Below are 12079 nucleotides of genomic sequence, written 5' to 3' on the forward strand. Positions count from 1 at the left end.
ACGGGCGGTGCGCGGGGCCCGGTTCCTCGACGGCGTCGGCGCAGCCTGCGGGACCGCCCGCCTGGCTGCACCGTTCTCCCAGCGGTGCAGCCGCCCAGTGCCCATGCGCCGGGTGCGCGGCGAACCGGTGATTCACAAAGGCGCAATCTGGCTCCCGGCCGCCTCCTGGAAGCGTGACTCGGCGGACCGCTCGGCTTCCGGGTGCGGCCGGCGCCGACGGCTGCGACCGTGGATGGGTAGTCCGAACGGGGGAGGACGGAGGCGGCCGCCATGTTGAGGGCGCATCCTTCACTTCTGCGGGATCTCGTCGAGCGCTGCGAGACGCTGAGGCGGGGCTTGGCGTCCGGTGGCAGTGCGCAGACCAGACGCCAGCTTGAGGACGTCGCATACACACTGTGTGTGGTCACGGGCACCCGCCAGTTGGACGCGGCGCTGTATGTGGCCCGCCGGCAGTTGGCCGATGCGATGAGACGCGAGCAGCCTCTGCGTGGCTGAAGCGTCCCGAAACCACGGCGGGCCTGCAAGACTCCAGGCGCCCGGACGGGAGAGTGTCGGCTCCGCGCGCCGGACCTGCCGGGTGGCACGGCATCGCCGACGAGCGCGCCACCGGTCAGGCCCAGCGCGCTTACAGCAGCCCTCCCAGCGGAAGGACGCGCTCGGTGAGCTGTCCGCGCAGCTTTCCTCCGGCGGTGTCGGCTTCGGCGAGCCAGTCGGCGGTGATCAGCAGTTCGGCGTGCTCGGCGACTTGGTCGGGTGGCAGGGCGCAGAATGCGGCGGCCTGGTCCAGGTGGAGGCCGCCGTCTTCGGCGTGTCCGAGGCGGCCGTCGGGGCGGGTGTGGGCAGCGGTGTGCAGGGCCAGGAGGCGGGTGGCTGCGCCCAGCTTCTTCTTACGGATCTTCCGGTCGCCTACGACTTTCTGGGCCCAGCCGGAGATCCGCGCGCGGGTGGTCTTGCCGAAGGTGAACGGGCGGGGCTGGTCGGGCAGCAACGCGGGGACGGTGACCGCGGTGGGGTCCTCGGAACGGGAGGCCATCAAGTCGGCGACGGTGCCGGGCAGGCGCAGCCAGTCGGCCGCGACCAGCCGTTCCAGCACTCGCTCGGCATCGCCTGGGAGCCAGCTGGTGATGTCCTGGCCAGTGACGTTCCCGGTGCCGGCGCGCGCGGCCCGCAGGGTGAGCATGAGTACCGCCAGGCGCACCTCGGCCTCCGGGTGCGGTGCGTGGCCGGCCACGTAGTCCAGTACGGCACGGGCGTGCACGGCCTGTTGCCGAGTCAGCAGCCGTTCCACCACCGGCTGGTCGCCGCCCGCTGTGTCCCCGATGGGTTGGCCGGTGCGGTTGGCGTGCATCTCGCGGGTGGTCTGCGCGGCCTTCTCGGCGCGCTGTGCCTCGTGGCGCAGGGAGCTGTCGCCGCTGACGTCGGCCCACAAGCGGAAGGCGCGGGCCTTGCGCTCGTGGAGCTCGGCGAGAAGGGCGAGGTCGGGCTCGGGGCGCTGCTGGTAGGCGCGGAACGCGTCACCGAGCTCGATGAGTTCCATCCGCAGGACGTCGGGCTCGAGGTCGTGTGGCACGATCCGCTGCGCGATCTTCCCGAACCGCTTCGCTCGCCGGGACGTCCCTGCCGGTGTGGCGGCGGCGCGGGCACGGGGGACTGCCGCCGGTGCTGCGGCCGCTGCAGACGAGGCCTCGGCTGCGGGGGAGGGGCGGTGGTCGGAGAACATCGCCGCCACGCCATGCCTGTCCGTGCCGGCTGCGGTTTCCCGGTCCGCGGCCGGCTTCCCAGCCGCCTGGTCCGACCCGGCCGGAGCGGTGCGAGCCGGGGGTGGAGCGGTGTCCAGGACACGGCAGTCGGGAGTGGCGGCGGCGCAGCGTGCGCACATCTCCGCGATTCTCCACACCCTTCCGGCACGGTCCGCGTACACCGTCAGGACCACCGGACCGCCGCACCGCACCGACCCAGCCGCCGGCCGCGCCCCGCCGCGCGCTCTGGCGACGGGGTCAGGATCGGAGGTGTGCCACGCGCAGTCGGCGGCGCGGCAGGCGCACCACGCCTCGCCGCACGGTCCGCCGCCCGCGCGGATGCGGGCCAGGTGCAGGTTGACGTGCTCGACCGCGGCCTTGCGCCCCGCAGCGGCGCCGCCGGGAAAGCGCTGCTCGGGGCAGGTCGGTCGGGAGCAGGAGACCCTGACCGTTCCGGCGGAGGGACGGCCGTAGGGGTCCAGGCGCACCGTCCACACCCGCCCCGCGACGCGCTCCTGCTGCATGCCGGCATCCACCACCACGTTGCGCCCTCCCAGCGTTGCTTGATCCGTTGCCCTGGGCAGTTCCCGTCATGGGGAATGATGACCGGTCAACCCCCTGGCGAACGGACGTTTCGGCCTGGCGCGCCCTGGCGACTGGATCGAGGCCGATCACGACGGCTGCGCGTGATCGCGTGACTGACCGGGACGCCCTCTCAAGGGTGCCGGTGATAAGCCTTGTTGGCGATGCGCCAGCCGTCGTCGGCGTGGACGATCAGGAAGACGTCGGTGAACGTGTCCGGCCCGTGGTAGAGCGTCATGGTGGCGGTCGCCACGGTGCCGTGGACGTCGATGGCGTCGATGCGGCGGGAGCGAGTCGGTTCGTCCGGGGCCGGCCGGCCGTGGAAGAGAGCGCAGTACTCGTCCAGGCGCCACGAGACGAATACGCCGTCCCGGATCCCCTCGATGTGAGCGGTGGGCAGGAACGCGTCGCGGAAGTGGGTGGGGTCGCCGGTGGCGTGTCCGCGGATGTAGGCGCGGAGTGGTTCGAGTACGGCGTCCTCCACGGCGGGGACCGTGGCGGCAACGGCGATGTCGGCCTCAGGGGCGGCAGGGGTGTCGGCCAGGCCGGCCGCGCTGCGCAAGGGAGTGCCGGACGCGGCGGCCAGCAGAGCCATGTCCTTGGCCAGCGCACCGATGGTGAAGTCGCCCGTGACAGCGCCCGGCTGCTCGGCGAGGAAGGAGCGTTTGCGGGCCACGAGCCCGCCGAGCTGGCCGAGTTCGAGGACGTCCAGCACTTGTTCACGAGGCAAGTCGAGGGCGTCGGCTTGCCGTAGTGAGTCGCGCAGCGCGAGTACGGCGCCGACGAGGCTGTGGTTGGCGATCAGCTTGAGCGCGGCGGCGGTGGAGGCGTCATCAACACGCCGCACGGTGCCCAGAGACTCCAGAACCGGGCGGACTCGATCAAGCGCGTCCTGGTCGGCGGCGGCGAGAATCTGCAGGGCGCCGGCGGCGACAGCGGGTACAGAGCCGAGCACGGGCGCGTGGACGTAGGACGGGCCGAGTCGCCGGGCCAGCTCCGACGCTTCGGCGGGGGCGATGGTGCTGGTGTTCAGCACGATCGCGTCCGTTCGCAGCGCGTCACGGACGTCGTCCAGGACCTGCCGGCAGGCCGGGCCGTCGAACAACGCCAGGAGCACGAGATCGGCCTTCGCCACGGCGTCGTTCGGATCGCCGGTCGTTGGGACGGCGCCTGACGTGCGCCCGGAGCGTGTCCAGCCGACGACGTCCCAGCCCTGGGCGGCCAGTCGTGTCGCGATCGCGTCGCCCATGCGCCCCAGGCCGAGGACGGCGATCGTGTGCGGTGTGGTCATGCACGCCAGAGTGGTGCAGCGCGATGACTGCGACAAGCGCAGATTTCGCAGGACAGCCCTGCGGAACTCGCATACCGGATGGGCATACTGGCGCCATGGATCTGACGGTGTGGCGAACCTTCGTGACCGTGTGCCGGCTCGGGTCGCTGTCGGCTGCGGCCGCGGAGCTCCATCACACGCAGTCGGCCGTCTCCCGGCAGATCGCCGGGCTGGAGCGGCAGCTTGGCGTGCCTCTGGTGGAGCGCCATGCGCGCGGTGTCCGTCCGACGCCTGCCGGCGAGGTGTTCCGGCACCACGCTCTGGCCACGCTCAACGAGGCCGACCGGGCCGTTCGCGCGGCCCGCGAGGCCGGCGACGGGGCGTTCAACCGGCCGCTGACCGTCGGCGCGACACCCTCTCTTGCCGCAGGGATCGTCCCCGAGGCCATCCGGGCCGTGCTGAAGGAGGTCGGATCCACCCGGTGGAGCCTGCTCCCCGGCCTGAGCGCCGAACTGCACCACCGTGTGATCGCCGGCGATCTCGACATCGCCGTCGTCACCGACGCACCGCCAGGGCTGCCCCATGATCCGCGGGTCGAACGCCGGTTCCTCGGGCTGGACGACATGGTCGTCGCCCTGCCCGTGGACCATCCACAGGTCGGGCGCGGGCCGGTGCACATGCGGACGTTGGCCGACCAGACCTGGGTCGAGGACAACGACGGCTCGGCGGTGCTCCTGCGCCAGCACGCCGCCCGCGCCGGAGTCAGCGCCCGCATCGACCTCACCGCGGCCGATCTGCCCGGCAAGCTGGCCCTGGTCGCAACCGGCCACGCCATCGCGCTGATACCCGGGGTGCTGACGCGCGCACTGCGAACCGACGTCACCACAGTGGGCCTCGTCGATCCCCCGACCCGCGGCATCCACACGATCACACCACGTCGCGACCCCCACCCCTGCGCAGCGCCCCTGGTCGACCAGCTCGCGACGGCCTTCGCCTCGGTTCGTCCGGCCCACGCCGCTCACCGGCCGACCGATACGGATGCCCACCCCGCTGCGCCGGCGCTTCACAACGGCATCACGGACTCGTGAGCCGGCACGCAGGAGTGGCCGACCGCACCGTCGTCATGGCGAAGGGGCGGGTCTTCGAGTACCGAGTACGGAGGCTACTCCGGAGGCCACTCGCGTGATGCGGGGCCGTCAGAGGGTCAGGGTGCGCCAGCCCCGGGTGATCTCCTCGCGGACGGCGTCCGGCTGTGCCGGCTCGTGACGCGGGCGTCCCTGGGACGTGAGCAGGTCCACCAGGGCCGCGCCGTCCGCCGGGCGGCCCGCCGGGTCGGTGGTGAGTGCCTGTTCGACCGCGGCCGCGAGCTCCGGGGCGAGGGCGTGCACCGCCGCCAGCGCGGCCGGCTCGGGGCCGGTGTCCACGATCCGGCGGATCACCGCGCCGGGACCGGTCGCGGCGAACGGGCTGGTGCCGTGCGCGGCGCAGACCACGCAGCAGGCCCAGGCCCACACGTCGGCGGCCGGACCGACGCGTTCCTCCCCGAACTGTTCCGGCGCCATGTACGTCAGGGTCCCCGGTCCGGCGCCGGTGCGGGTGAGCCTGGTGCCGTCGACCAGATCCGCGATGCCGAAGTCGAGCAGGCGCGGGCCGGCCGTGGTCAGCATGATGTTGGCGGGCTTGAGGTCGCGGTGGACCAGGCCAAGCCGGTGAACCCCCGCCAGTGCCACGGCCAGCGCGAGCGCCAGCGCTCGCAGCGCGTCGGGGGCGCGAATCGGCCCCTGCTCCTTCAGATGTACGTCGAGGGGCCGCCCGTCCAGCAACTCCATGACCAGGTACGGCCGTCCCGCGTCGACGCCGGAGTCGAGGACGCGGGCCGTGTAGGCGCCGGAGACCATGGACAGCACCTCCGACTCACGCTGGAATCGGCGCAACAGATCCGCGTTGCCGAGGAGTTCGGGATGGATGGTCTTCAGCGCGACCTGCGTCGCCGCCCCCTCCCGCCGGGCGAGGTAGACCGTGCCAATCCCGCCGGCGCCGATGCGGCCCAGCAGTTGGTAGCCGCCGATTGTCCGCGGCTCGCCCAGGCGCAGTTGCCGGTGGGCGATGGGTGGCACGCCGCCGGCGACCGTGTCGGGCCGGGTCGGCGCATACGAGTCGGGCTGGGCCGGCTGCGGAGTCTGGGCGAGCGGACCGACATGCGGGGCGGGAGTCGCGGACCCGGGCCCCGCCGTCGGCACGTCGGCGACGGCCTGCGCGACAGGGGCTGGAGCGCCGTCCGCCGGAACCCCGGCCCCGGTCTCGTACTTCCGGCTCACCAGGTACGCGACGACCTGGCACGCGACGGCCGCCAGCACCAGACCTGCCGGCAGGAAGAGTCCCAGTGCGCCTCGGAGAGCCACGAGGCCACCCAGCCGGAACCGCCCCTCGCGTGACGAGGTCCACGACCTCGCGGACACACCGGTGGTCAGCAGGGTGCGCTGCGTCCGGAACCAGAGCAGCGGCCAGCCCACCGCTGCCAGGACGACGGTGACGACGTACAGGGTCCACGCCATCGCCAGGGACAAGTTGTAGTACTCCGACAGGAAGGTCCCATCGTCCAGGACGACCGGGTGCAGCAGGAAGTGATGCCGATGGAAGGAGTCCAGATTCATCAGCATCCACAGGCCGATACCGCCTGTGACTCCCAGGGCCAGCTCTCCCGCGGCCGCTGCCGGCACAGTCCGTGGCGGCGTGGACGGGTCCGCCGATGCCTGCCTTCGCACGGCGCGCTGAGCACGCGTCAGCAGAGGGATCGTTGCTGCTCGCAGCACCAGCGCTGGGCCGACCACCGCCAGGACGTCCATCGCGAGTGACGTGTCCGCAGCCTCCGCCATGCTTCCCCCGTGTCTACACGTCCGGCCCACCGGTAGAGCACAGGGAGTATAGAGCGGCGGGCCGAATCCCCCTACCTGTGACCGGACTTGCGTCGGCTCCGCAGCCGTATGTCCGCGAACGGGCGCACCGCATACGGCCGGCCCACGCGCCATGGCCGCGCGGTAAGACCAGCAGGTCAATCTCCGGCTGGTTCAGTCCTCGTCCGGCACCGCGACCGCCCCGTCCCGGCCGTGCATACGGTCGAAGATCGGGTTGGCGGCGGAGATGTCCCGTTCCATGACGTCGGCCTCCTCGGCGCGGCCTTCCGCTCGGAGCGTGCGGATCACGTCGTGGGCGACCGCTGCCTCGTTCCATTCGTACGAACCGGCCCTGTAGACCTCAAGCGCGGCCTCGAAGTCGGCATGGGCCTCCGGGTACCGGCCGAGTTCACGGTAGGCCACGCCGCGCAGGTGACGTGCCATGGCGCCCGCGTAGGCATCTCCGGCTGCGGCGCAGGCTTCCACGGCGTGAGTGAGCGGTGCCTCGGCGTCCTGGGGACGTCCGGCACGCAGATGCAGCCAGCCGACGTCCCGCTGGGTGTGCGCCACCCACATCTCGTTGCCGAGCTGCTCGAACAACGCGATCGCCTCGCGGGCGGTGGCGGCGGCGTCATCGAGCTGCCCCATGCCGGCGAGGACGCGGATGCGGGCGTTGTACACCCGGCCGACCCACAGCCGCTCGCCCATCGGGCCGAAGATGCCCTCCGCCCTGCTGTAGCAGTCGAGTGCCTTCCGGCGCTCTCCGAGGAGCCGGTAGATCTTGCCGAGAGCGTACTCGGTGGCGCCTTCCCAGCGGCGGTCGCCGAGGAGCCTGAAGTCGTCCCTGGCCGACTCGAGCAGCGGGGCCGCCTCCGCCGGGCGGCGCAGATAGCCCAGTGTCTCGGCCAAGGTGCGCCGCACACGTGCCCGAGCCCTCAGGTCGCCTGCCTCTTCGGCGATGCGCAAAGCCTCCCGCTGGCTCCGCTCGGCCAACTCCGGTCTGCCGCGCCAGCGCTGCAGCTCGCCCAGCAGTTCGAGGGAACCGAGGGTGTGCCAGGAGTCGCCAGCCGCGCGGAGCCGGTCCACCGCGCTCGTCATGCGGTCGAGGGCAGTGCGGTAGTCGCCCTTCACGGAGTGCGCCCGGGCGACGACCATCGCGTCCCGAGCCGATGCGGCCCGGTCCTCGGAGCTCTCCACCGCGTCGTCGCTGTCCGCGGCCAGGAGCGAAAGCACCCTGTCCGGGTTGCCTTCGGCCAGGGCGGCCCTCGCCCGCGCCCTGCGGAGACTGGCCAGCACCCGCGACCGCGTCTCCCCGGGAGCGTTGAAGAGCCAGTCGGCGGAGTTCGGGGCCAGAGCGATGTCGTCGAAGAAGTACGACAACGCCTCCCCGATCTCCGCCGCCACCGTGTTCAGCCCGAGGTTTCGCGCACGGTCGATCGCCCAGAGGAGACGGTCCTGCTCTTCGGCGACCCACTCTGCGGCCGGCGTCGGAGAGTCACGGAGGTCCGGCACGCGCTCGGGATCGACCTCGGCGCGCAGTTCCGGGGCGCGCTGGGCCGCCCAGTGGACAACGGCGTCCCGGTAGGCCCGGACCAGGCGTTCCTCCAGAGCGTTCCGTTCCTCCGGCGGCAGCTCCTCGTACTGGCGGGCGGCGAAGACACGGATCAGGTCGTGAATGCGGTAGCTGCTTTCGGAGTCGCCGCCCCCCTCCCCGTCCAGCGTCTCCATCATCGCGATGTCGACCAGTTCGTCGCCAGCCGCGAGGCCGGCCCCGCGGGTGGCCGCCAGCCGGACGAAGTGCCAGTCCGTCAACCGGCCTGCGGGCAGGGAGGCCAGCAGAGCGAAGGAGGAGCGAGTGGTCGGGGTGAGGCCCTGGAAGCTGAACATGAGGCAGGCGGTCAGGCTGCGGTTCTCGAACTTCAGGTGGTCCAGACGGCTTCTCTCGTCCTCCAGGAGCGAGCGCATGCGGGCGAGACTGGGACCGGAGCGCTGCCTCAGCTTGCAGCCGACCAGCCGCAGGGCCAGCGGGAGGTTGCCGCAGAAGCGGACGATGTCCATGGCCGCCGCCATCTCGGCGGCAACGCGTTCCTGCCCCGCGTAGTGGGAGAGGACGGCGAGTGCGTTGCGGTCGTCCGGCAGATGTACCGGGACGGGCTCCCGCTGGGTGACGCTGTTGAGGGAGAGCGCCCGCCGGGAGGTGATCAGTACCGAGCACCCGGCACCGGTGGGCAACAGAGGCTCGATCTGGTCCGTACTGTGCGCGTTGTCCAGGAGGACGAGCAGTCTCTGGTCGGCGGTGAGCGTCCGGAACATCGCCGCCCGGTCGTCGACGGAGTCCGGCATGTCCTCCCGCGCCACATGCAGACTGCGGAGCATGTGGCCGAGAGCGTCCGCGCTGCTTCTCGGAGTCGCCTTGTCACCGTGCAGGTCGAGGTAGATCTGGCCGTCCGGGTAGGCGTCCTTCACCTCGTGCGCGGCGTTGAGCGCCAGGGCCGTCTTGCCCACGCCGGGCTGACCGTGGACGACGACGAGCTTCGACTGGCTCTCGGCGCCGCTCGACGGGAGCGTGCGATTGCCGGGCGCGGGCACGTCTCGGAGAAAGGCGAGCAGTCCATCCAGGGCAGTGGTGTCGCCCGCCAGCGTTTCCCTGAGGGGAAGTTCGCGGGGCGGCAGCGCCTGGGGCGCCGCCTCCTGGGCAGGCGCCGACTCCTCGGCGCGGTGGGCTCCGAGTGTCCCGTACGCGCCCAGGCCGGCCGCGATCAGGGCCGCGCCGCCGCAGACAGCCCAGGCGGTGCGGCCTTCGAAGACGTCGAAGATGATGTCGCCGGTGAGTCCCAGTCCGGCGACCACACCGGTCGCAGCGGCCACCAGCAAGGTGTTACGCCGTGCAACGACTTGTCCCGACACGCGGCCTCCCCCGAGTCTCGCCGGTGCTCGATCGTATCGGCTCCGGGTGGATCTTGGCAGGTGCGGGAAACCGATCCGCCGGCACGAGAAGGACGGAGACTGGGGGCGGCTACGCGGCCGACGTCACGTCAGCCGAAGGCGGTCACGGCAGAACCGACTGCAAGAGAGAGGACACGCCAATGGGCGTTTACGTGTCGATCAGAGGATGGCTGGAGTGCGACGAGACCCAACTGGTCGCCGTCCAAGAGATCATCTCGTCCCACGAAGACCGTCAGTACACCAACGGATGGGGCTCACCCCGCCGGCACGTCAACTGGACCCACTACATCTTCTACGGCGCCGACATCCGTGAGTCGGCCCTGGACTGGTTCGTCGACCAGATCAGAGAGATCGCTCGGATCCCCGCTTCCGACGACGACGGAGACCTCGTCCAGGGTCTGTTCCTTGCCAGCCATGAAGTCGATGGGACGACTGAGTGGCAGGTCCGCGACGGTCAACTCTTCATCTCACCGGCCGACAGCAGACACCGGTACCTCGACGGATAGTCCCACCCGTTCCGAGAGTTCCCGCAACCGACCCCACCACCAGGCACCGCCCACTTCGATCCCGAACTCGCGGGCCCGGCACGCGTCCACACCCCGGCTACCGCCATCGGGGCCAGGAACCGCTTGGTCACCGCCGCCGAACTGGCGCCCAGCGCGCCGACGAGCAAGGCCGGCGTCGCGGGCGGCGCTCACAGGACCGTGGCGAGCCGGACAGCCGGCGCTGTTCAACGTCGAACGCGACTGGAGCGGTCTCGATCCCGACCGGTACGCCGTGTCGGCGAGAAGACCGCCATGCACTACGTCGCTCCCGCGCATCCCGAGAGGACCTCCCGTCTCCGCGTTGACCAGGAAGTCGATGATTCACGCTTTCATGAATTCAGGTTCCTTTGTACTCTCAGAGGGTGCTGACCATCGCCCCCGAAGTCGAAGTGCTCGCCCGCTTCGGCCGCGCTCTCGCAGATCCCATTCGCTGCCAGCTGCTGCTGGCCCTGCGGAAGGCACCCGCCTACCCGTCGGACCTCGCCGAGATGATCGGCGTCTCCCGGACCCGGCTGTCGAACCACCTGGCCTGCCTGCGCGACTGCGGCCTGGTCGTCGCCGTGCCGGACGGGCGCCGCACCCGCTACGAACTCGCCGACGACCGCCTCGGACACGCACTGGACGACCTGCGCACCGCCGTGGTCGCCGTGGAGACCGACCGCACCTGCCCCGACGCCGACATCAAGGGGTGCTGTTGATGACCGCGATATCCCTCGGGCCGAGCCCCACCCGCCGCGACACGCTCACCCGGCGGATACGGCTGCTGGTCGCCGCGACCATCGCCTACAACGTCGTCGAGGCGATCGTCGCGATCACCGCCGGCACGATCGCCTCCTCCACCGCCCTGATCGGCTTCGGGCTCGACTCCATCATCGAAGTCTCCTCCGCCGCCGCGGTCGCCTGGCAGTTCTCCGCAGCCGACCACGCCGTACGGGAGGCGCGCGAGCAGCACACCCTGCGGATCATCGCGATCTCGTTCTTCGCCCTCGCCACCTACATCGCCGTCGACGCCGTTCGCGCGCTGACCGGAACCGGCGAGGCCGAACGCTCCATCCCCGGCATCGTCCTCGCCGCCCTCTCCCTGGCGGTCATGCCGGTCCTGTCCGCCGCCCAGCGTCGCGCCGGCCGCGAACTCGGCTCCGCGAGCGTGGTCGCTGACTCCAAGCAGACGTTGCTGTGCACCTACCTGTCGGCCGTGCTCCTGGTCGGCCTGGTCCTCAACGCCACCGTCGGCTGGTCGTGGGCCGACCCGATCGCCGCCCTCATCATCGCTGCCGTTGCCGTCAAGGAGGGCCGAGACGCCTGGCAGGGCAAGGGCTGCTGCGCGGTCCCCACGACCACGGCAGCGACACCAGCCGTTGGCTCCCAGGCCGACACCTGCGGTTGCCGCCCCGGCTGCAACTGTTGCAGCTGACCACCGGTGGTCGGCGACACGGCGATTCGACGGGGACATGGTCGTCTGCTCCGTACATGATCTATCGGCCGTGCCAAACGCGGCCGACTGAGCGGATCAGCCCCCTTCGTCCTCCCGCCCGGTCACGTCACCGATAACCACACGCAGGTCATGCATGCCCTGCAGGGTGTCAATCACGGCTTCCTCCGCCCCGCCCAGAGCCCGTCGAGTTCCCTCCGCATCACCACGTTGCGCGTGCAGGTGGGCGCTGAGCGCATACACCGCCGTCATCGCGGCGGCGAAGGATGCCTCTCGGCCTGGTGTCGGTTCCTCCGTCTCGGGCTCCGAGACCTGCAGGGCAGTGCGCTGCAACCTGTTCGTCAGGACGCTGGCCGCAAGGCCGGGGTCAGGGCCTACCTGTTCCGACCAGCCGAGCAGCGTGCCGAGGACGTCCTCGATCTCATCCTCTGCGGGCAGACGCGTCGCGGCGGTGATCTCCAGCTCGACCTTCGCGAGCAAGCGGCCCAGCAGATGCAGACGGTCCCCTTCCCGCAGCCCCTCGGGCCGCACCTCCGGATCCGCCACCGGCGCAGCCCCCAGAGCAACCAACGCCGCAAAGACCTGATCAACGCTTACCGGACGCTTGCTGCTGATGCTCACACCTTCAGCTTCGATCCATCACAGCCGAACCGCCCGCCCAACTCGCCGTT

The 12079-nt window shown here is 71.2% G+C and carries 10 protein-coding genes; 5 read left to right on the forward strand and 5 right to left on the reverse strand.

Features of this window, described 5'->3' with window-relative positions; translation table 11 throughout:
• Positions 1-270 precede the first annotated feature (270 nt).
• A complete protein-coding gene (locus tag ACZ42A_RS23610) occupies positions 271-495 on the forward strand; it encodes a DUF5133 domain-containing protein (RefSeq protein WP_468529235.1) in 225 nt (74 codons plus the stop codon).
• Between the two features lie 130 nt (positions 496-625).
• On the opposite strand, the gene ACZ42A_RS23615 is transcribed toward ACZ42A_RS23610, so the two are convergent.
• On the reverse strand, positions 626-2263 hold the full coding sequence (locus tag ACZ42A_RS23615) for a hypothetical protein (protein WP_468529236.1): 1638 nt from the start codon (positions 2261-2263) through the stop codon (positions 626-628).
• A 191-nt stretch (positions 2264-2454) separates the two neighbouring features.
• Positions 2455-3612: a nuclear transport factor 2 family protein gene (locus tag ACZ42A_RS23620; RefSeq protein ID WP_468529237.1), complete on the reverse strand. Its 1158-nt coding sequence runs from the start codon at positions 3610-3612 to the stop codon at positions 2455-2457.
• Between the two features lie 95 nt (positions 3613-3707).
• On the opposite strand from ACZ42A_RS23620, the gene ACZ42A_RS23625 reads away from it, so the two are divergent.
• Positions 3708-4679, forward strand: a complete 972-nt coding sequence (locus ACZ42A_RS23625) for a LysR family transcriptional regulator (protein ID WP_468529238.1) — start codon at positions 3708-3710, stop codon at positions 4677-4679.
• A 108-nt stretch (positions 4680-4787) separates the two neighbouring features.
• On the opposite strand, the gene ACZ42A_RS23630 is transcribed toward ACZ42A_RS23625, so the two are convergent.
• The gene (locus ACZ42A_RS23630) at positions 4788-6251 is read right to left on the reverse strand and encodes a serine/threonine-protein kinase (RefSeq protein WP_468529239.1); all 1464 of its coding nucleotides are present in this window, start codon (positions 6249-6251) and stop codon (positions 4788-4790) included.
• Between the two features lie 408 nt (positions 6252-6659).
• Entirely contained in the window at positions 6660-9353 is a 2694-nt protein-coding gene (locus ACZ42A_RS23635) for a tetratricopeptide repeat protein (protein ID WP_468529240.1), read from the reverse strand.
• A gap of 62 nt (positions 9354-9415) precedes the next feature.
• Between ACZ42A_RS23635 and ACZ42A_RS23640 the strand changes: the two genes are divergently transcribed.
• From ACZ42A_RS23640 to ACZ42A_RS23650, 3 genes are all read left to right on the forward strand, one after another.
• Entirely contained in the window at positions 9416-9937 is a 522-nt protein-coding gene (locus tag ACZ42A_RS23640) for a hypothetical protein (protein WP_468529241.1), read from the forward strand.
• A 401-nt stretch (positions 9938-10338) separates the two neighbouring features.
• Positions 10339-10674 carry an ArsR/SmtB family transcription factor gene (locus ACZ42A_RS23645; protein ID WP_468529242.1) on the forward strand — a complete coding sequence of 112 codons (336 nt, stop codon included), beginning with the start codon at positions 10339-10341 and terminating at the stop codon, positions 10672-10674.
• Positions 10674-11390, forward strand: coding sequence for a cation efflux transmembrane domain-containing protein (locus ACZ42A_RS23650; protein WP_468529243.1), 717 nt, complete (start codon positions 10674-10676; stop codon positions 11388-11390). The genes ACZ42A_RS23645 and ACZ42A_RS23650 overlap by 1 nt, the downstream gene beginning before the upstream one ends.
• Before the next feature lie 96 nt (positions 11391-11486).
• Here ACZ42A_RS23650 and ACZ42A_RS23655 read toward each other — a convergent pair whose 3' ends face one another.
• Positions 11487-12029: a hypothetical protein gene (locus tag ACZ42A_RS23655; RefSeq protein ID WP_468529244.1), complete on the reverse strand. Its 543-nt coding sequence runs from the start codon at positions 12027-12029 to the stop codon at positions 11487-11489.
• Positions 12030-12079: the final 50 nt, after the last annotated feature.

The organism is Streptomyces sp. NPDC030838, from assembly GCF_055572035.1.

Excerpts from the sequence above, each read along its gene's own strand:
- ACZ42A_RS23610 (WP_468529235.1), top strand. The coding sequence starts at position 271 with ATGTTGAGGGCGCATCCTTCACTTCTGCGGGATCTCGTCGAGCGCTGC.
- ACZ42A_RS23615 (WP_468529236.1), bottom strand. The coding sequence starts at position 2,263 with ATGCAGCAGGAGCGCGTCGCGGGGCGGGTGTGGACGGTGCGCCTGGAC.
- ACZ42A_RS23620 (WP_468529237.1), bottom strand. The coding sequence starts at position 3,612 with ATGACCACACCGCACACGATCGCCGTCCTCGGCCTGGGGCGCATGGGC.
- ACZ42A_RS23625 (WP_468529238.1), top strand. The coding sequence starts at position 3,708 with ATGGATCTGACGGTGTGGCGAACCTTCGTGACCGTGTGCCGGCTCGGG.
- ACZ42A_RS23630 (WP_468529239.1), bottom strand. The coding sequence starts at position 6,251 with ATGCTGATGAATCTGGACTCCTTCCATCGGCATCACTTCCTGCTGCAC.
- ACZ42A_RS23650 (WP_468529243.1), top strand. The coding sequence starts at position 10,674 with ATGACCGCGATATCCCTCGGGCCGAGCCCCACCCGCCGCGACACGCTC.